Source organism: Methylocella sp. CPCC 101449 (assembly GCF_031921685.1).
Taxonomy (GTDB): Bacteria; Pseudomonadota; Alphaproteobacteria; order Rhizobiales; family Beijerinckiaceae; genus Terripilifer.
This window is the reverse complement of the sequence record NZ_JAPDHU010000002.1, coordinates 1,259,120-1,278,864: the sequence shown is the minus strand read 5'-3', so window position 1 is coordinate 1,278,864 and position 19,745 is coordinate 1,259,120. Positions and strand designations below refer to the sequence as shown.

The following is a 19,745-nucleotide window of genomic DNA, read 5'->3' as shown; positions in this document are numbered from 1 at the left end:
AGCGGTATACCGCTTGCTGCGACCCAAGTTGCAAACTGTCGCGAATCGGCTCCACGCGTTAAACTGACGGTCTCGTTTTCCGACGCGACGGGTTTCGGCGATGGACAAACAGGCGGACGCATTTCGAACCATCAGCGAGGCAGCGGACACGCTCGGATTGCCGCAGCATGTTCTGCGCTTCTGGGAGACACGCTTTCCGCAGATCAAGCCACTGAAGCGCGGCGGTGGCCGGCGCTATTATCGACCCGATGACGTGCTCCTGCTGGCCGCCATTCAGCGGCTGCTCTACGACGACGGCTATACGATCAAGGGCGTTCAGCGGATCTTGAAAGAGCAGGGCGCCAAGGCGGTTATTGCGCTGGGCCAGAAGGAAGGCGGCGGGGAAGCGCACGTTCCGCAGGCCATGCCGGTTCCCGTCGGACGTCTGCATCCTGACATCCTCGACGATGACGAAACCGATGAGCCGATGGCCTATGAGCTGGCGGCGCCGGCCCCGGCGCTCGCCCGGCCGGCAAGCCCTCCGGGCGCCTCGCTCCAGGATCTACGGGCGCTGTTGACCGTGATCGACGGCTGTATCGGCGTGCTGGAAGCGGCCGAAGGCTAGACCAACACATATTGTTGGGATCGTCCGTCTCGCTGTTGCGACCGCCCAACCCTTTGTCTATAGGTGGCGCCGTCGGAGTGTAGCGCAGCCTGGTTAGCGCACCTGTCTGGGGGACAGGGGGTCGTGGGTTCGAATCCCGCCACTCCGACCACTTTACAATCAGTTATTTAGCATCATTTTGCGCGTCGAATTGCGTTCCGGTTCCAGGCCGGCCGCAAGCGGCGATCATTTCCGGCGATTCCCGGCAAAGATGTCAGCGCGGCGCGGCGGCGCCGTTGTCGGTCCAGTTTGGCGGCACGCCGACCGCCGCCCCAAGGAAACCGACGACCCCGTCCGATCTGCCGAAGGTTTCGCAGGCGGGATATTTGGGCGTGCCGCCGAGAAGAAAGCCGATCCGCTCCATGGAAGGCAGCGAAGGCAGGCCGCCACCAAAAGGCGTTTTCCCGGTCACCAGCAGCGTGCTGAAATCCCCGCCAAAGGAGGCTGCCAGGCTGTAAGCATCCGCTTCGGAGGCGACCCGACCTTGACCCAGCAGGGCATTGGCGCCGCGTCCCCAAATCATCGCCGCCTTTTGACGTCCCTGCGGGTCGCGGGCCTCGGCTTCCAGCGACAAACTGCCCAGACCCAGCGGGAGACGGGGTACGGGGACGGGCACGCCAGGAAGCAGGACGGATTTGGCGATCGACGCGCTCTTCGACACGCCGACAGCAATCGGATCCGTTGCCGCGACATTGGTGACGACGGCTTGGACGACGAGGTCGGCTGGTTCTGACGGGCCGACGACCTGCAGGCGCTCGCTCAATCCGGCACAGAGAGCCCGATCGACCGCATTGGTGACGAGATTGCGCTGCGCGGCCGTGAAGGGCGTGCGTTGCGCGGGCGCAGAAAAGACGGTCGGGATGATTTTGATGGTTTTCGCGGCGAGCACGTCGTCTCTGCTCACACTGATGCGTGAGCGCGTGAAAAAGCCATCCGATTGTTGGAGGCCGGCATAGGATTGCAGCGTTCCAGCTTCGTCTAAGGGGGCGGTGGCGCAACCCGCCAACAGAAGTTTGAGCGCGGCTAGGGTTGTGAAAACGCCGAAGGGGCCGCCGATTTTCTGGATTATACGATTGATATAAAAGGGTTCTATTGGGTTTATGCTGGAGGGTGGCGACATCGAACTATCCTGCGGCTGCGCCTTGAGTGAAAATAAATGCACTAAATGCATTTATTGCACTTGATGTATTTTTATTATGGCAGCTTTGTGATTGCCCTCGCGGAAGGAGGCGATAGCGGGCCGATAGTTGCGGAAAAGCCGGGCGTCCGTCTTTGTGCGCGGGCGCAAATTTGTGAGAGAAATGGTCGATGCCGAACGCTGTTGGAAAATCTGAAACCCTGCGCGAGCGCAATCGGCGGCAAACGCATCAGAGCATCGTCGAAGCCGGCATGAAATTGTTTCTCGCTAAGGGATACGAGGCGACGACGGTCGATGAAATTGCGGAAGCGGCCGGAATATCGCGGCGGACGTTTTTCCACTATTTCGCCAGCAAAGACGACATTCTGGTCGCTCATCTCGGTGTCTATCGCGACGCGCTCAAGACAACGATTTTGGAAAGCGCCTCGGCGGGTGGGCCGCTGGACGTTGTCCGCGAAGCACTGCTGAAAATTGCCGTCCGTTTTCAGTCGGCGCAGACGGTGGCCGTCGCGCGGCTCATTCACGAAATGGATGCTGCACGCGGTCGCCGGTATGGAGATCGCCCAGGGCAGGAGCAGATCGTCTTCGAAGCCCTATGCGAGTTGTGGCCGGCGCAGGACGTGCGCGACCGCTTGCGTGTCGTCGCCATGGTATCGGCTGGCGCCCTGCGCCTGGCGGTCGACAAATGGCTTCAGGAAGACTGCCGGCCGCCGCTCGCGCCCTATGTTCAGGAAGCATTTGATCATCTGAAAGCGGCGATCTGACCGCGCGCATTCGCCATCAATTTCATCACCGGGCGCAATGTACCCCAGCGAGTGCAAATGCGGCCGTCCTGGATGCAGCGCTTGCGAGCGGCGTTTCGCCCGGCCTGAAATTTCTGCCCCATTTCTGCCCATGCGCGGTCTCAACTCCGACCATCTGAGTCAGGCTTTTCGCGTACGACCTGTACACAAAACCGTTGCAGGACTGGCGCTTCTCGTATCACCCCTCGTACAAATCACAGTTGAGCTCGTGACTTAGCTATTGTAGGATTTGTCACGTTCGGCTGAGGAAATCGCTGAAACCACTGGCGCACAATGCATAGGGGAGCGGTGCCGCCAGTTCAGGGATGACGCAGCTGGGCCAATGTGAAGAAAGGACTCGCTTCAGAGCATTCGGCTCAGCAGGGCCGCAATAACAATAAAAAAACGACTTCGTTCGAGTGGAAGGGCAATGACAATGAACACCGCTGGAAAATCCAAGCGTGGCTTTGCGTCCATGAGCTTGGAAAAACGCCAAGAGATCGCTCGTATGGGCGGCCTTTCGGTGAAGCCTGAGAATCGCGCTTTCTCAAAAGACAAGAAGCTGGCGGTTAAGGCGGGGCGTAAGGGTGGCTCCTCCGTTGGCCCGCAGAACCGCGCTTTCACGCGCGATCCTGCGTTGGCTTCAGCCGCCGGACGTAAGGGTGGTTTGGCGCGGGCGGCAGATAACGAATAGCGCCGACCGACGGGCGCTTTCGCTACGCATGACGCTCCGCGGCTTTTAAAGACGCGCGATCGGCCGTGCGTTTACAACGCGCCATTTGCCGTGAATTGATCTGGTCGCCCATGCGCAGCTCGCGCGTGGGCGATTTCGTGCGCTTGTCCGGAGTAGCTTGTCCGTTTGAACGATCATCGCTATCGCTTCATCGATCAGGGGACCACAGCTTGTGACCGGTACGCCGACATCTTCACCTTTCTGGACGTTCTCGTTGCGCTTCTATCGCCTCGACGGCGTAGCGCCGGCTTGCCTTGCTTTGCAGGACGAGCAGGGCGTCGATGTGAACGTGCTGCTCTTTCTTCTGTTCGTCGCAACGCAAGGGCGAAGCCTGACGCAAGCCGACGTGGCTGCGATCGACGTGGCGATGGCCGACTGGCGGCGCGAAACCGTCGCGCCGTTGCGCGCGGTTCGCCGCGTCCTGCGCACGCCACCGGCCGCCATCGATGCCGCCCAGGCGGAAGCTTTGCGCGAGCGGATCAAGGCCGTCGAGCTTGAAGCGGAGCGGCTGGAGCAGAAGGCGCTGTTTGCCCTGCGGCCCATGGCGGCTTGGGGGCAGGCGGGTGATGCGGCCGCCGCTGCCGGTCATGTCGCGGCCTATGCCGCCCATCTCGGCGTTTCTTTTCCGCCGGCGCCGGTCCAGGTGCTTTTGGATCGTTTGGCCAGTCTTTCGACCACGTGAGCTTGACGGGGAGCGTGCAAGCAGGCACTTCGGAGCCAATCAAGGAGTGAAACGTGGCAAGCGGAGACAGGCAGCGGATTATCGTCGGCATCAGCGGGGCCTCGGGCATCGTCTATGGCGTGCGCATGCTCGAAGTGCTGCGCAAGGCCGGTGTCGAGACCCATCTGGTGATGACCAAGGCGGCGGAAATGACGCTCGGCTATGAGTCCGATCTCAAGGCCAAGGACGTGCGCGACATGGCTGACGTCGCCCATCCGATCGCCGACATCGGCGCCTCGATATCGTCAGGCTCCTTTCGCACCATGGGCATGGTGATCATTCCCTGTTCGATCCGCACCATGAGCGAGATCGCCACCGGCGTCACGTCGACGCTGATCAGCCGTGCGGCCGATGTGGTGCTGAAGGAGCGGCGCCGGCTGGTGCTGGCGGTGCGCGAGACGCCGCTGCATTCGGGCCATCTGCGCACCATGCTGCAATTGTCGGAGATGGGCGCGATCATCTCGCCGCTGATGCCGGCTTTCTACAACAAGCCGCAGTCGGTCGATGATATCATCGATCACAGTGTCGGACGGATCGTCGATCTCTTCGGTCTCGATGCTGGTATCGTCAAACGCTGGAAGGGCGACGGCGATAACTCTTGACGATGATCGAACTCAACAGCGCCGATGCGCGCGCCAGCATCGCGCCTCTGGGTGCCGAGTTGCGGACATGGCGGGCGGGCAAGCGTGATCTGATCTGGAAGCCGGATCCGGCCATCTGGAATGCGACTGCGCCACTGCTGTTCCCCATCGTTGGTTGGGCGCGTGACGGAGCAATCCGTGTCGGCGATCAGCGCTATGCAATCGGCGTTCATGGCTTCGCCGCCGCTTCGCTCTTCACCGTCGAAACGCAGCGATCGGATGAGGTGACGCTGGTCTTGCGCGATGACGCGCGGACTTCAGGCCATTACCCCTTCAATTTTTGCTTGCGCATCACCTATCGCCTGTCGCGCACGGCGCTGCGGATCGATCTGGAGATCGCCAATACGGGCGAGGCGATCATGCCTTATGCCTGCGGGCTGCATCCGGGCTTTCGCTGGCCCTTCGCAGACGGTGATCCGCAAGGCTATCTGATCCGCTTTGCCGAGGCCGAAGTGCCGGAGGTGCCGGTCATCGCGCCGGGCGGGCTCTTCAGCGCGCGCCGGCGCGCGATCCCGCTTCATGGCCGTGATCTGCCGCTGAAGGCGGAACTCTTCGCCACTGAGGCGCTGTGTTTCCTCGACGCCAACAGCCCGTCCCTCGCTTTCATCGCGCCCGATGGAGAGCGTCTCTCGATCGCCACCGAGGGCTTTCCCCATTGGGCCTTGTGGGCGCGGCCGGGGGCGCCGTTTCTGTCGATCGAATCGTGGAGCGGCCATGGCGACCCGGAAGGGTTCGAAGGCGAGCTCGCGGACAAGCCGTCGATGATTCTGCTGCAGTCGGGCGAGGCGGGCCGCCATGCTGCCACTTACGCTTGGCATCCAGCTCCGGAAGGCGCGCCGTATTGACGCGGTGGCGATGGGCTCGATCACTGTCTGGACGTGCATCAGCTCACATTCCAAGACCTTATGGAGATCGTGGGATTCGCCCACAAAATGTGGGTTCTGCGCATCTGATCCATGGCTCGCTGCGCGGCGTCGATAACCCTTGGCATCGGCCGCCATCTCTGCGAAGAGGGCGCGTCCAGATTTCACCGCCCTGAAGCTGAGGCCGCCGCTATGTCCGACACTTTATCGTCCAACGCTCCTTCCGCCGCGTCCAAGCCGGCCTTCATCATCGACGGCAAGGCTGTGTCGCAGCGCGTGCTGCAAGAGGTTGCGGCCGAGACCGCGCATCGCGGCCTGAAGCCGGGGCTGGCGGTCGTGCTGGTTGGCGAAGATCCGGCGAGCCAGGTCTATGTGAAGTCGAAGGGCAGGGCGGCCGAGAGCTGCGGGTTCCATTCGGTGCAGCACACCTTGCCGGCGGACACGAGCGAAGCCGATCTTCTGGCCCTGGTCGCCGCGCTCAATGCCGATCCGGCCATTCACGGCATTCTCGTGCAACTGCCGCTGCCGGCGCATATCAACGCCACCCGTGTGCTCGAACTGATCCTGCCGGCCAAGGATGTTGATGGGTTCCATCCGGTCAACGCCGGCCTGTTGTCGATCGGTGATGCCGCGCGGGCGCTGGTGCCGTGCACGCCGGCGGGTTCCATGGTGCTCATCGATGAGGCGGTGAAGGCGCTGGGTGTGGGTCTGGCGGGCCTCGACGCGGTCGTCGTCGGCCGTTCCAACATCGTCGGCAAGCCGATGGCGCAACTGCTGCTGGCGCAGAACTGCACGGTGACGATCGCGCACTCTCGTACGCGCGATCTGGCCGCGACGGTGGCGCGTGCCGACGTTCTGGTGGCCGCCGTCGGCCGGCCGGAGATGATCAAGGGCGAATGGATCAAGCCGGGCGCCATCGTCATCGACGTCGGCATTAACCGTGTGCCGGGGGAAGGGCTGACCAAGGACGGCAAGCCGAAGACGCGGCTGGTCGGTGACGTCGCCTATGCGGCCGCGGCGGCGCGCGCCGGCGCGATCACCCCCGTGCCGGGCGGCGTCGGCCCAATGACCATTGCGATGCTGATGCGCAACACCCTGACGGCGGCGACGCGCGCCGCCTCGTAACCGGCATGTGTTAAGCCGCACGCCGCGAGGGCAGGCGGGGCGGCAGTATAGGGTAGCCCCGCTGGCGGTTCGTGCTAGATTGCCGGAAAACGTGTGTGTTGGGGCCTCGAGCAGAGCGCGTTTCGACCCGAAATGCTGTTTTGCCTTCGATCTTTGTTTTGATGCGTCTTGCAGCGTTCGGCGAGTTCGCCGGGCCGCAAAACGCGTAGCAGCGGCAGGGACCCGTTATGCAGACTTTGGCGCGCATACCTTTCTTCAAGGACACGTCGGACATCGATCTGACGGCCTTCGACCGGCGGTGCACTTGGAAGCGGTACGATCAGAACGAGATCGTCGTCGACTTCGAGGACCGTTCGTCCGACGTCTATTTCATCCTCTCGGGCGATGTGCGCGTCCTGATCCGCACGGCCGCGGGCAAGGAAGTGATCCTGGCGGAAATGAAGGCGGGGCAGTTCTTCGGCGAGATGTCGGCGATCGACACTGTCGCGCGCTCCGCCAATGTGACGGCGCTGACGCGCAGCGAACTGTGCATTATGCCGGCGGCGGTGTTCCGGGAACTGCTGTTCAGTTCCCGCTCGATTTGTGAGAAGGTGCTGCGTCTGCTCACCGGCCGCATCCGCGAAAGCAATGCGCGCCTCACGGAATATTCGGTCTTCGACCTCAAACACAGGCTCTATGCTGAATTGCTGCGTATCTCTGCTCCGCGCACCGGCCATGACGGCCAGCGTATCGTCAGCCCGCCGCCGTTCCATCATGTGCTCGCCGCCCGCATCGGTTGCCGGCGCGAACAGATAACGCGGGAATTGTCGGCCCTCGACAACGAACATCTGGTCGAGAAGTCGCGCGGAGGTCTCGTCCTCCTTAAACCCAAGGTTCTTGAGGCGCGCCTCGCCGAAGCCATGCGCAACGAAGGCTGACCTGCATTATCATGCAGCAGTCTCTCGTCCGCATCGACGGCGTCAGCAAACATTTCGGGGAAACAACCGCTGTCGACAACGTGTCGCTCGACATCGGTGCCGGTGAGTTCTTCGCGTTGCTCGGCCCTTCGGGGTGCGGCAAGACCACGCTGATGCGTCTGGTCGCCGGCTTCGAGACGCCCGACAGCGGTAGTATCGTGATCGACGGCGTCGATATGGCTGGCGTGCCGCCCAATCGGCGGCCGGTCAATATGATGTTTCAGTCTTATGCGCTGTTCCCGCATATGAGCGTCGCCGCCAATATCGGCTTCGGGCTGAAACAGGCGGGCATGGGCAAGGCGGACATCGCGACGCGCGTTGCCGATCTTTTGAAACTCGTGCAGCTCGAAAAGCTCGGTGGCCGCAAGCCCGATCAGCTTTCCGGCGGTCAGCGTCAGCGTGTGGCTTTGGCGCGGGCCATTGCCCGGCGGCCGAAACTGCTGCTGCTCGACGAGCCGCTGGCGGCGCTCGATCGCAAGCTGCGCGAGGAAACGCAGTTCGAGCTGATGCAATTGCAGCGCGATCTGAAGATCGCCTTCATGGTCGTGACCCACGATCAGGATGAGGCCATGGCGATGGCACAGCGCATCGCGGTGATGCGGGCCGGGCAGATCGAGCAATTGGGTGGCGCACGCGAAATCTACGAGACACCGGCGACGACGTTCGTGGCGCAGTTCATCGGCGAGATCAATCTGTTCGCGGCGACCGTAGAACGTGGCCAAGTTGTGCGCTGCGCGGCGCCGGCTTTCACCTGTCGCCTGCCGGAGCCGATGGCCGCGGGCACGGCTGTGTCGCTGGCGGTGCGGCCTGAGCGCATTCGATTGACGCGAGGAGAACCGGCCGGCGGCGAGGTCGCTCTGTCCGGTCAGGTGATGGACAGTGTCTATCTCGGCGATGTGAAAGTCTGGCGCGTGCGCACGGATGATGGCGGTCTTCTACGCGTTAGCGCTGTCAACAGCGGTAACGGATCGGAAGACATTCGGCGCGGCGAGCGGGTGCATCTTACGTTCGCTGAAAGCGACATCCGGATTTTGCCGCGATGAGCGCGGGCAAGCCCAAACCGCATCGGCGCAAGCTCGCTCTGGGGCAGCGCGTGCTGCTGGCCGTGCCGTTCCTGTGGCTGTTGCTGTTCTTCGCCGCGCCGTTCCTGTTCGTCGCGAAAATCTCGCTGTCGCAGGCGGTGGCGCAACGTCCGCCTTATGAGCCCGTCTTTGCCTGGAGCGAAAGCTGGAACGTCTTCGTCGAGAAACTCGGCCAGTTGTCGCTCTCAGCCTATGGCCTGCTGTTCGAGGACGATCTCTATCTCGCCTCCTATCTCGGATCGCTGAAATTGGCGGCGTTGGCGACGCTCATCGGTCTGTGCGTTGCCTATCCCATCGCCTTGGCGATGGCGCGTGCGCCGCGCTCCTGGCGGCCGGCCTTGATTGTGCTCGCCATCGCACCGTTCTGGACCAGCTTCCTCATCCGCGTTTATGCCTGGATCGTCATCCTCAAGGACGAGGGCCTGCTCAATCATCTGCTGCTGTCGTTGCGATTGATCGATCAGCCCTTGCAGATCTATGCGACGGATTGGGCGGTGCTGATCGGCATCGTCTATTCCTATATGCCGTTCCTGATCCTGCCGATCTACAATGCCATTGACCGGCAGGAGCCGCAGCTCGTCGAGGCGGGGCGCGATCTGGGTGCCACCGGCCTGTCGGCTTTCTGGCGCATTACCTTTCCTTTGTCTCTGCCTGGCGTTTTTGCCGGTGCGCTTTTGATGTTCATTCCAGCGGTCGGCGAATTCGTCGTGCCCGATCTGCTTGGTGGTTCCGACACGCTGATGATCGGCCGGACCTTGTGGAACGAATTTTTCGCCAACCGCGACTGGCCGACGGCCTCCGCCGTCGCTGTCGTCATGCTGCTGGTGCTGCTCGTGCCGCTCTTGCTTTATGAGCGCAATGAAATGCGGATATCGGAGACGCGGCGATGACCGGCGCGATGACGCGTTCTTGGCGCAAGCGCGACGTGGCGATCCTGCTGATCGGCTTCGCCTTCCTCTACGTGCCGATTGCGCTGGTGATCATCTATAGCTTCAACGCCTCGAAGCTCGTCACCGTCTGGGGCGGCTGGTCGACGCGCTGGTATGGCTCGCTTCTGGACAATACCCAGGTGCTCGATGCCGCCTGGCTCAGCCTGAAGGTGGCTTTTCTCTCCGGCGTTCTTTCGACCATTCTCGGCACGATGGCCGCCCTCGTCATGTCGCGCTACGGGCGTTTCCGAGGGCGGTTGGTTTTTTCGTCGTTGATCTATGCGCCGCTGGTCATGCCGGAAGTGATCATGGGGCTGTCGCTGCTCCTGCTGTTCGTGGCGCTCGACATGGACCGGGGTTTCTGGACTCTGTTGATCGCGCATACGACGTTCGGCCTGTGTTTCGTCACCATCGTGGTCAATGCGAAACTGGCGGGCTTCGATCGCAGTCTGGAGGAGGCGGCGCGCGATCTTGGTGCGTCACCCATCGGGGCGTTCTTTCAGGTGACCCTGCCGATCATCGCGCCATCGGTGATTGCCGGCTTTCTGCTCGCCTTCACGATTTCGCTCGACGATTTCGTCATCGCCAGCTTCACCACGGGGCCGGGGGCGACAACCCTGCCGATGCGGATCTACAGCCAAGTTCGGCTGGGCGTGACGCCAGAGATCAACGCGATTTCCACCCTGATGATTGGCACGGTGCTGGCTCTGGTGCTGTTCGGTTTCGCCTTGAGCCGGGCTTTCCGAGGTGGTGGCCGGGCCGTCGGACGCGCTTGAAAGGCGCCTTCGGTCGCTATATTCTGCAAAATATATCGATCCGCTCCCGTGCTGCGCGCCCTGGGAGCGTTCGGGAACGTGGGTTCCCGAAGCGATCGTTCTCCCTGCTTTTCCCTTTCAGGAGGACGCCTTTGCGCGCGCATATCCGGACGTTTCTGACTGCCTTTGCCATCGGCTTCACGGCCCTTTCCGCGCCGGTGCGCGCCCAAGAGAGCACCCAACAGCCGTTGGTCGTTTTCGCCGCCGCCAGCCTCAAGGATGCGCTGGATGACGCGGCCAACACGTTCAAAGGCGCCGGCGGCGTCGACGTGAAGTTCAGCTATGCCGGCTCGCTGGCTCTGGCGCGCCAGCTCGAGCAGGGCGCCCCGGCCGATATTTTCGCCTCCGCCGACCAGGAGTCGATGAACTACGCGGCGAGCAAGAACAGCATCAGGCCCGAAAGCCGCTTCGATCTGCTGCAGAACAAGCTCGTCGTCATCGCGTCGAAGAACAGCAAGGTGCAGTCGCTGGCGTTCACGCCGGATGCGTTCAAGACGGCGCTTGGCAGCGGCCGCCTGTCGACCGGCGAGGTCAACACCGTGCCGGTGGGGCGTTACGCCAAATCGGCGCTGGAGAAGCTCGGCCTGTGGCGCGACGTCGAACCGCGTCTTGCCATGTCCGACAACGTCCGCGCGGCGATGAGTTTCGTCGCTCGTGACGAGGCGCCGCTCGGCATCGTCTATGCGACCGACGCGGCGGCTGACGCCAATGTGAAAGTGATCGCCACTTTCCCAGCCGACTCGCATGCGCCGATCATCTATCCTTTCGCCTTGACCGCCACGAGCAAGAATCCGGCAGCGGCCAAATTTCTGGATTTCCTGCGTTCGGACGCTGCCAAGCCGATCTTCGAAAAGCAGGGTTTCACCGTACTCAAAAAATAGGCGAAGATTGTCATGAAGATCAGCGCGCGTAACGTCCTCAAGGGCACCGTCGTGGAAGTCACGAAAGGCGCCACGACGTCCCATGTGAAGATCGACGTCAACGGCGCGATTGTCACGGCCTCCATCACCAATGAAGCGGTCGATGCTCTGAAGCTCGAAAAGGGCAAGAGCGCTTACGCGGTGGTGAAGGCCTCTGACGTCATGGTGGCGGTCGACTGATGCTGATGCGTCTTCGCGCTCTAACACTGACGATCGTGGCGGCGCTTGTCGCCGCCGCGACAGTTCATGCGGCGGAGTTCACCGATTCCGCCGGACGCAAGGTCAACCTGCCCGATAAGGTTGGCCGTCTGCTGCCGGCCGGGCCGCCGGCCGACGTGCTGCTTTATGCGCTGGCGCCCGATCTGCTGGTCGGCTTGGTCGAGCCGTGGAATGATGATGTCAAACAGGCCCTCTCACAGCGGTTTCAGGCCCTGCCTGGCGTGCCGCGCCTGACGTCGCACAATCTCAGTTCCGAAGATCTCGAAAAGCTGCGGCAGCTCAAGGCCGATCTCGTCGTCGACTATGGCGACATCAATCCGAATTACGTGGCTCTGGCGGACCGCATTCAGGCGTCGCTCGGCGTGCCTTATGTCTTGATCGACGGCAAGTTGCGAGAAGCGCCACTGGTGCTGCGCCGACTGGGCGAGGCGATCGGACGACCGGACCGCGGGCAGGAATTGGCGGGCGCCGTTCAAAGCGCGCTTGCGCTGATCGATGGCGCGGGCACGGCTGCGGCGGACCAGCGCCTGCCATTCTACTATGCCCGCGGCGGCGATGGCTTGCAGGGCGTGCGCGCCGGTTCCAGCGTCGGTGAGGCGATCGAGCTGGCCGGCGGCCGCAACGTGGTGCCGTCGGCGCGGGGCGCTTTCATCGGTCTGACGGTGGCGGATGTGGTGCAATTGACGCCACGCATGGTCATCGTCGCGGATGCCGCGGCGGTGCAGCCGGGCAGTGCCTTGCGGACGAGCTTGCCGGCCGGCACGCGTTTCTTCGTCGATCGCGGTGCGCCCTATGGCATTATCGAGAAGCCGCCGTCGCTGAACCGCATTCTCGGCGCGCTGGCTGTCGCGGCGCTGATCCATCCCGATCGCGCCGAGGCTTTCAATACGGCGGCCGCGCGTCTGGCGACGGTGATGTTCGGCGACAGCGCGAAGTTTGAAAGCCTGCGCGATTAATCCCTGTGTGCCTTAATCTCTGCGCGCTCTCGCGATCTGGCGGATCATGCTGCCGGTCGCCAGCAGCATCTCCACGATGAAGGCCCAGAGCGACACGGAGAGACACAGCAGGCCCATGCCGAAATTCCAATAGAGCCAGTCTTCCTTGATCGCCCGTTCGATCTGGCCGACGAACAGGCCGAGAATGGCGGCGCAGACGAAGACGCCGGTCAGGGCGCCGAAGATGACGGCGATTTCCAGCGCAATGGTTCTGCGCCTGAGAACCCTCAGTTGCGCATTGCGGACGTCTCGCGTCACGCCATCGCCGTCCATCTCGTCGACGATCGCGTTGATACGATCCGAGACCCGCGCCAGCCGCGATGCGAACACGTTCAAGAATCCAGCGGTGCCGGCCAGCAGGAAAACCGGCGTCAACGCCGATTGAATCGTTTTCACGATGCCTTCGACGTCGGGCATGGCAAGCTCACTCATTGATCAGCCTTCTGAAGAATGGTCTGCACACGAGTCGTGCGCATCATTCGCCGTCCCGAATGACTTGGCAAATGGCTAAGTGCTCTAGCGATTTGAAGTGAAAGCCGGCGGCAGCGGCTCAGGCAGATCCGGCGGGCGGATCACCGCGCGCAACAGGCCGGCGGCGGCTTCCGATCTGCGGATCAGACTGTCGGTGTCGATGGAGAAGGCGGGCGCTTCCCAGGGACCCTGGACGTTGAAGTTCAACTGCATCGGCGCGGTCGGATTGGCCGGCATGGCTTCCGGCCGGCGCGGCGGCGAGACGCCGACATCGAGGCGCAGCGTCTGGTCAGGTCCGTTGATGGCGCCGGAGACATTGATCGATGCCCCGGGGCCTGTGATCTGGCCGCGTTCCAGCGACAGGGTGCCTTTGTTGATGGTGCCGCTGAATTCGGCCGCGGTGAAGCCGGTGCTGCCGGCGCGCACTTCGCCTGGCACCGACAGGGGCCGCTTTTCCGACCGGCGCAAGGCCTGTTCCGCATCGAGGCCGGCGAGTTCGCCGTTTCTGGCCGAGAGCCGCAATTGGCCCGACAGGCTTCCCATATGTTCGCCAACACTATCGCCCCGGCTCTGCAGATTGATCTCGCCGGTGACGATGCCGGTCAGGCGCGGATGGCGGACGACATCTTTCAACATGGCGCCGGCATCGACATTGGTGAGCGCCAAAGTGCCCTTGAAGTCGCCGTCGTCGCCGATCGGCGTTACCGTCATCTGCCCTTTCATGCGTCCGCCATAGGCCTGGGCGCCGGCCAGCAGCACTTCCAATTTGCCGTCGTTGGCGAGGACGGAGAGACCGGTGGCGGTCATCGTCAATTTGCCGAGGATGGCGCGTTGCGCCGAGAGGCGCAGATCCATGTCGGTGCGGCCGAGCGCGGCCAGAGACAGCGGCTCGCGGCTCCACTGCCGTTCATTGCGTAGCGTCGGTATGAGCTCGGTGCTGGGCAGCATCAGCGACGGCGTGGCGAGTGTCGCTGAAATCAGCGGACGCTCGCCTTCAAGACGCACGCCGACGGAACCGCGGAAGACATTGGCATCAAGCGTGATGCTGGCATCCGACAGAGCGAGCGCCTGCTGCGTGATGCGCAAGGTGCCGTTGGCGGAGACCGTCGCCAAAGGACCCGGCAAAGCGGGCGCGAAACTCAATACCTGCATCAAGGTGCGCGGCTTCGCGGCGGTGCCGGCGAAATGGCCGTCGAACTGCCAGCGCGAACCACCTTGCAGGATGCCGTCGAAAGCCGCGTCGGCGATGGGCGAACGCAGTTTGGCGGTGAAGGGCGTCGCGCCTTTATCGAAGAGATCGGAGAGGCGGGCGAGCAGGACTTCGGCCTCGCCGTTCACATCGTTCCAGAAGAAGCGGCCGGCGAAAGAGAGAGGGCCGGGCAGGCCGCGCGGATCGAGAATGCCGTCGACCTGGGAAATCTGAACCGGCGGACGGCCATCGATTTGCAGGTCGAGCGAGCCGCCGGCGATGGTGAGGGGGCCAAGTTTCGACAGTTCGCCGAGCAATTGCGCGGAGGGGCGTGTCAGACTGCTGGTCGCCGTATGCAGCGAGAGCTGCGGTCCGATCAAGGTCAGCCGTTCGAGTTCGATGCGTCCGCCGAGCAGCGGCAACAGGCGGATATTGCCGCGCACGAAAGGCGTATGCAGCGCCATGGACGGTTGCGTGCCGATGGCGACATTCTCGGCCCTGATCTGCGGGCGCGGCAGGAGGGAGAAGGACAGCCGGCCTTTGATGTCGGTGTCGAGCCCGCTCACCTGGCGCACCTGTTCGGCGATTTGCCGGCGCAGCGCCGCCTCAAAGGCGCTGATGGGAAAAAACGCCCCGGCCGCGCCAAGCAGCAGCAGCAGGCCAAGTCCCCATTTCAGGCTTCGGTTCATCGCGGACGGTTGGTTGGGCAAAGGAATGGTTCGAGTGAGGGTGCAAGCAAATGGTACATGCCATTGGCAGCCGCCATCATGACCTGATCAGCTTAGAAAAGAAAAGTTGAGCAAATCCATGGCGGCGAAGGGGATTTTCCAAGCCATCCCCAAGCAAATATAGGGCCGGAAGAATAGCCAAGGTAAGGCTGACGGCGGGATCAGCGGGTGTAGAAGGCCTGGGGGCCGATCATCCGGACGGGTCCACGGCCCGCGAGGTGACGGGCAGGCGCCCCGCCTCGTGCAGGCCGGCGAAATCGCGCGAGCGATAGGGCCAACGCTCCGAACCCTTGAAGATGCGGAAGCCGGCTTCGGTCATCACCGGATCGCCGCGCCGCAGGGTGCGGTCGCGGTAGATGTCGGCCGTCTGCAAACCGGGCAGGCCGTCGCTTCGGCAGGTGCAGGTGTTGTCGCGGGTGGAGGCATAGCGGCTGGCCACGGGCAAGGTGCGATAAGTGCGGCCGGTGCGGGCCGCCACGGCATCGTCGATCTTCTCCGAGCGGCTGTAGTAGACGCGCGTCGGCGCGTTGGGGCACAGGCTGTTGCAATCGGCTTCGAGTTGCGCCGGTCCGAGAGCTTGATTGCTCGCCGGGAAATGAAAGCCGTCACAGAGGCGCACGCACATAGCCACGGTTTTCGAGTGGACGACAGGAACGATCGTCGGTGCGGTCTGGCGCGCTACCGTCGGCTGACGCTGCGGCTGCAGCCGTTGCGGTTGCAGCCGCGTTTCGGGCGCCAAGCCGGAGAGATTGTCCAAAGGACCGGGCAGGCCGGCGCGCAAATTGCGCGGCAGGCGGGAGAGCACGGAAGGCTGCGCCGGGGCGTAGGCGGTGACATAAACGGGTTGAACGCGCGCCGGCGCATGACGGGCACGTTCCGCCCGCCAATAGGCGGCCGTGCTCTCATCGCTTTGCGCGAAAGTGCGCAGCGATGGTCCGAAGAGAACGGCGGTGACGGTGACGAGGCAGGCAGCGGCGCCGAAGGCGATCCAAGTACGACGGGGGATGTTGCGTCGGGGAATGCTGCGAGGCGCCGGCTGATCGCTGGCGGAGGAATTTGCAACGCGCGACATCAGCCACTCCATCGGGACGCGGGGAAACTCTCAAATAATCAGTGGCCTCTATGTTTCATGGTTACTCAAAGATGAACAATGTGGCAAGCGTCCATCGGCCTCCGCCGCTCAGCTTTCGCTGATCCCGTCGACGAGAATGAGATGACGGCTCAAAGCCTCGTCGCGAACCGCCAGCGCCTGGGCATATTCGGGCGAGCGATACCAGAGCCTGGCCTGGTCGAGAGTGGGAAATTCGACGACGACGATCATGCGCGGCGTCCACTGACCTTCCAAAGCTTCAATCGGCCCGCCGCGCACCAGATAGCGTCCGCCATAGCGGGCAATCGAAGCAGTGGCGCGCGTCCGATAGGTTTCGAAAGCGGCGGCATCCTTGGCGGTCACGTCGGAAATCAGATAGGCGGGCATGGGAACCCTCGAAGACGGTGAAAAATGAAAAGGGCCCGCGCGGTTGGCGCAGGCCCCTCAATCTCTCACTTGGCAGTGGCGTTTATTCGGCGGCGTGGCGCACCGGAACCGGCTCGAGAGCTGGTTCGGCCTCGACCTGTTGCGAGGCGCCGCCGGAAATGTAGCTGTCGACCTTGTCGAGGTAGTAGTAGATCACCGGCGTGATGTAGAGCGTCAGCAATTGTGACACGCACAGGCCGCCGACGATGGCGATGCCGAGCGGCTGACGCAGTTCGGCGCCGGCGCCGGCGCCAATGGCGATCGGGATGGCGCCAAAGATCGCGGCCAGCGTCGTCATCATGATCGGGCGGAAACGGATCAGCGCGGCTTCGCGGATCGCGGGCAGGGCGTCGATGCCATCGCGCCGTCGTTCGAGTGCGAAGTCGACCATCATGATGGCGTTCTTCTTGACGATGCCGACAAGCAACAGCACGCCGATGATGGCGATGACCGAGAGGTCCATGCCGAACAGATGCAGTGCCAGCAGGGCGCCGATGCCGGCCGAGGGCAGGCCCGACAGAATGGTGATCGGGTGAATGTAGCTCTCGTAGAGCACGCCGAGCAGGATGTAGATCGTCAGAATGGCGGCGATGATCAGCGGCACCTGACCCTTCTGCGCTTCTTCGAACAGCGCGGCGGCGCCCGAGAAATTGGTCGAGATCGTCGCCGGCAGTTCGATTTCCTTGGCGATGCGACGGATCGCTTCGTTGGCCTCCGACAAGGCGACGCCCGGCGCGACATTGTACGACAGCGTCACGGCTGGTTGCAGCGACTGACGGTTGATGGTGAGCGGGCCGACGGAGCGGCGGATCGTCGCCACCTGGTCGAGCGGAACAATCGGGAAGTTGAAGATATTGGCCGTCGGCGCAGGTGTCGCCGCCGTGGCGGCGCTGCTGGTCGATCCCGCGCCTGTCGTCGGCGCCACCGGCGCCACGACCGTGCCGCCGGCGCCTGGCTGGGCGCGGATATAGATGCGGCTCAGGGCTGACGGATCGTCCTGGAAGCGGCGGTTGGCGAGCAGGATGACCTGATAGTCGGCGATCTGCGTGAAGATGGTCGAGATCTGCCGGGCGCCATAAGTGTTGAACAGCGCTGTGCGGATCTGGTCGGCGGTCAGGCCATAGGCGGCGGCCTTTTCGCGGTCGATGTCGACGTTGAGTTCCGGATTGCGAATCTGCAAATCGCTCGTCACGTCGCGCAGGCTGGACAGCTCGCGCATGCGGTCGAGCATTTCCGGACCCTTGGCATAGAGGGCCTTGAGGTCGCCGGATTGCAGGGTGAATTGATATTGCCCGCGCGACTGGCGGCCGCCGGACAGATTCATGTTCTGCACCGGATTGAACACGGTGTTGATGCCGGGCACGGCGGCGGTGGAGCGGCGCAGGCGGGCGATGACGTCTTGAATGTTGCCGCGCTCCGCCTTGGGTTTCAGCGCGACGAAGACGCTGCCTTGGTTGGCGGCGCCGAGGAAGCCAACGTTCGAGGCGACATATTCGACCGCCGGATCCTTCAGGACGATGTCGACCACTTTCTGGTTGAGATTGGATTGCAGCGGAAAGGCGGTGTCCGGCGAGACTTCCGTCGAGCCGGACAGGAAGCCCGTATCCTCGGTTGGGAAGAAGCCCTTCGGCATCCACATGAACATGGCGATGCTGACGCCGATGGTCAGGAAGGTGATGCCGAGCATCAGCAGGCGTGCGCGCAGCACCGCGTCGAGCGTGACGCGGTAGAGCGAGTTCATGCCGTCGATGAACCAGTCGACGCTGCGCGTGAAACCGTTCGGCTTGGCGTGATGGTCGATCGGCTTGAGAATGCGAGCGCAGAGCATGGGCGTCAGTGTCAACGACACGAAGCCCGAAACCAGAATGGAGCAGGAGATCACCACCGCGAATTCGCGGAACACGCGCCCGACCACACCGCCCATGAGGAGAACCGGAATGAAAACGGCGACGAGCGAGAAGGTGATCGACAGAATGGTGAAGCCGATTTCGCGCGAGCCCTTCAGCGCCGCCTCGAAGGGACGCATGCCCTCCTCGATATGACGCATGATGTTTTCGAGCATGACGATGGCGTCGTCGACCACGAATCCGACGGCCAGAGTGATCGCCAGCAGCGAGATGTTGTCGATCGAATAGCCAAACATATACATGAAGGCGCAGGTGCCGATCAGCGACACGGGCAAAGCGAGCGCCGGAATGAGCGTCGCCGTCATCGTTTTCAGGAACAGGAAGATGACGAGAACCACCAGGGCGACGGAGAGAAGCAGGGTGAACTGCACGTCGTGGACAGATTCACGGATCGATTCCGAACGGTCCAAGAGCACGCGGGCTTCGACAGACGGCGGCAATTGCGCCTGCATCTGCGGGAGCTTTTCCTTGATCGCGTCGACGACGGCGACCGTGTTGGCATCCGACTGACGGAAGATCGCCAATTGGATCGAGCGGTCGTTGCCGAACCAGGCGGCCGTGCGATCGTTCTCGACCGAGTCATAGACATTGGCGATTTCGGACAGGCGCACCGGCGAGCCGTTACGCCAGGCGACGACAATGTCTTTATAGCCAGCCGCCTTTTCGATCTGGCCGGTGGCTTTCAGTACCGCATCCTTGTTCTCGCCGCGCAGGCCGCCGACCGGCGCCGAGGAATTGGCGGCGGCGACGGCGGTGCGGATTTCGTTCAAGGTCAGGCCGCGCGCCGCGGCGGCATCGGGATCGGCTTCGATGCGAACGGCGAATTTCTGCTGGCCGAAAATCAGCACCTGGGCAACGCCCGGGATCTGCGAGATTTGCTGGGCGAAGGTGAATTCGGCGTAGTCGTTGGTGGCCGAGAGCGGCAGTACCGGCGACTTGAGGCTGAGGAACAGAATCGGCGCGTCGGCCGGATTGACCTTGCGGAAGCTCGGCGGCGCCGGCAATTCCGGCGGCAGGCGCCGCAAGGTGCCCGAGATTTGCGACTGCACGTCGAGGGCCGCGCCGTCGATGTTTCGGTCGAGATCGAACTGGATGATGATGTTCGTCTGGCCGTTCGACGACCGCGAGGTCATCTGCGTAATGCCGGGAATGGTGGCGAAAGCGCGCTCGAGCGGTGCGGCGATCGACGAAGCCATGGTCTCCGGATTGGCGCCGGGCAGGGTGGCGGACACGCTGATCGTCGGGAAGTCGACCCGGGGCAGCGCGGCCACCGGCAGTTTCGAATAGCCGAACAGGCCGAAGACGATGAACGACATCATCAGCAATGTCGTCATCACAGGACGGCGAATACATAGCTCCGAGATGTTCATCA

At 63.0% G+C, this 19,745-nt stretch carries 20 protein-coding genes and 1 tRNA gene; 15 read left to right on the top strand and 6 right to left on the bottom strand.

Going from position 1 to position 19,745, the window contains the following annotated elements:
* Positions 1-100: 100 nt before the first annotated feature.
* Positions 101-604 carry a MerR family transcriptional regulator gene (locus OIM99_RS16870; protein WP_311851604.1) on the top strand — a complete coding sequence of 168 codons (504 nt, stop codon included), beginning with the start codon at positions 101-103 and terminating at the stop codon, positions 602-604.
* 73 nt (positions 605-677) lie between these two features.
* Positions 678-755 (top strand) — tRNA-Pro (locus OIM99_RS16865).
* Between the two features lie 102 nt (positions 756-857).
* Here the strand turns inward: OIM99_RS16865 and OIM99_RS16860 are convergent.
* A complete protein-coding gene (locus OIM99_RS16860) occupies positions 858-1,649 on the bottom strand; it encodes a DUF3313 domain-containing protein (RefSeq protein ID WP_311851603.1) in 792 nt (263 codons plus the stop codon).
* A gap of 302 nt (positions 1,650-1,951) precedes the next feature.
* Between OIM99_RS16860 and OIM99_RS16855 the strand changes: the two genes are divergently transcribed.
* The 13 genes from OIM99_RS16855 to OIM99_RS16795 all read left to right on the top strand — a co-directional run bounded on the left by OIM99_RS16855 (position 1,952) and on the right by OIM99_RS16795 (position 12,523).
* The gene (locus OIM99_RS16855) at positions 1,952-2,545 is read left to right on the top strand and encodes a helix-turn-helix domain-containing protein (protein WP_311851602.1); all 594 of its coding nucleotides are present in this window, start codon (positions 1,952-1,954) and stop codon (positions 2,543-2,545) included.
* Between the two features lie 448 nt (positions 2,546-2,993).
* Positions 2,994-3,257, top strand: coding sequence for a KGG domain-containing protein (locus OIM99_RS16850; RefSeq protein ID WP_311851601.1), 264 nt, complete (start codon positions 2,994-2,996; stop codon positions 3,255-3,257).
* Positions 3,258-3,468: 211 nt separating this feature from the next.
* Entirely contained in the window at positions 3,469-3,978 is a 510-nt protein-coding gene (locus OIM99_RS16845) for a TIGR02444 family protein (protein ID WP_311851600.1), read from the top strand.
* Between the two features lie 53 nt (positions 3,979-4,031).
* Positions 4,032-4,619, top strand: a complete 588-nt coding sequence (locus tag OIM99_RS16840) for a UbiX family flavin prenyltransferase (RefSeq protein ID WP_311851599.1) — start codon at positions 4,032-4,034, stop codon at positions 4,617-4,619.
* 2 nt (positions 4,620-4,621) lie between these two features.
* Entirely contained in the window at positions 4,622-5,503 is an 882-nt protein-coding gene (locus OIM99_RS16835) for an aldose 1-epimerase family protein (RefSeq protein ID WP_311852278.1), read from the top strand.
* A gap of 210 nt (positions 5,504-5,713) precedes the next feature.
* On the top strand, positions 5,714-6,646 hold the full coding sequence (locus OIM99_RS16830; RefSeq protein ID WP_311851597.1) for a bifunctional methylenetetrahydrofolate dehydrogenase/methenyltetrahydrofolate cyclohydrolase FolD: 933 nt from the start codon (positions 5,714-5,716) through the stop codon (positions 6,644-6,646).
* A gap of 227 nt (positions 6,647-6,873) precedes the next feature.
* Entirely contained in the window at positions 6,874-7,563 is a 690-nt protein-coding gene (locus OIM99_RS16825; RefSeq protein WP_311851596.1) for a Crp/Fnr family transcriptional regulator, read from the top strand.
* A gap of 11 nt (positions 7,564-7,574) precedes the next feature.
* Positions 7,575-8,645 (top strand): ABC transporter ATP-binding protein, encoded by a 1,071-nt coding sequence (locus OIM99_RS16820; protein ID WP_311851595.1) that lies wholly within the window; start codon positions 7,575-7,577, stop codon positions 8,643-8,645.
* Positions 8,642-9,574: an ABC transporter permease subunit gene (locus tag OIM99_RS16815; protein WP_311851594.1), complete on the top strand. Its 933-nt coding sequence runs from the start codon at positions 8,642-8,644 to the stop codon at positions 9,572-9,574. The genes OIM99_RS16820 and OIM99_RS16815 overlap by 4 nt, the downstream gene beginning before the upstream one ends.
* An 8-nt stretch (positions 9,575-9,582) precedes the next feature.
* The gene (locus OIM99_RS16810) at positions 9,583-10,389 is read left to right on the top strand and encodes an ABC transporter permease (RefSeq protein ID WP_409371537.1); all 807 of its coding nucleotides are present in this window, start codon (positions 9,583-9,585) and stop codon (positions 10,387-10,389) included.
* A 131-nt stretch (positions 10,390-10,520) separates the two neighbouring features.
* On the top strand, positions 10,521-11,309 hold the full coding sequence (gene modA / locus OIM99_RS16805) for a molybdate ABC transporter substrate-binding protein (protein ID WP_311851592.1): 789 nt from the start codon (positions 10,521-10,523) through the stop codon (positions 11,307-11,309).
* Between the two features lie 12 nt (positions 11,310-11,321).
* Positions 11,322-11,528, top strand: coding sequence for a TOBE domain-containing protein (locus OIM99_RS16800; protein WP_311851591.1), 207 nt, complete (start codon positions 11,322-11,324; stop codon positions 11,526-11,528).
* Positions 11,528-12,523, top strand: a complete 996-nt coding sequence (locus OIM99_RS16795) for a hypothetical protein (RefSeq protein WP_311851590.1) — start codon at positions 11,528-11,530, stop codon at positions 12,521-12,523. The genes OIM99_RS16800 and OIM99_RS16795 overlap by 1 nt, the downstream gene beginning before the upstream one ends.
* A 12-nt stretch (positions 12,524-12,535) precedes the next feature.
* Here OIM99_RS16795 and OIM99_RS16790 read toward each other — a convergent pair whose 3' ends face one another.
* From OIM99_RS16790 to OIM99_RS16770, 5 genes are all read right to left on the bottom strand, one after another.
* Positions 12,536-12,994: a DUF2721 domain-containing protein gene (locus OIM99_RS16790; RefSeq protein WP_311851589.1), complete on the bottom strand. Its 459-nt coding sequence runs from the start codon at positions 12,992-12,994 to the stop codon at positions 12,536-12,538.
* An 84-nt stretch (positions 12,995-13,078) separates the two neighbouring features.
* Entirely contained in the window at positions 13,079-14,911 is a 1,833-nt protein-coding gene (locus OIM99_RS16785) for an AsmA family protein (RefSeq protein WP_311851588.1), read from the bottom strand.
* A gap of 229 nt (positions 14,912-15,140) precedes the next feature.
* Positions 15,141-16,022, bottom strand: a complete 882-nt coding sequence (locus OIM99_RS16780; RefSeq protein WP_311851587.1) for a DUF2865 domain-containing protein — start codon at positions 16,020-16,022, stop codon at positions 15,141-15,143.
* A gap of 108 nt (positions 16,023-16,130) precedes the next feature.
* Positions 16,131-16,427 carry a DUF1330 domain-containing protein gene (locus OIM99_RS16775; RefSeq protein ID WP_311851586.1) on the bottom strand — a complete coding sequence of 99 codons (297 nt, stop codon included), beginning with the start codon at positions 16,425-16,427 and terminating at the stop codon, positions 16,131-16,133.
* Between the two features lie 82 nt (positions 16,428-16,509).
* The gene (locus tag OIM99_RS16770) at positions 16,510-19,743 is read right to left on the bottom strand and encodes an efflux RND transporter permease subunit (protein WP_311851585.1); all 3,234 of its coding nucleotides are present in this window, start codon (positions 19,741-19,743) and stop codon (positions 16,510-16,512) included.
* Positions 19,744-19,745 lie beyond the last annotated feature (2 nt).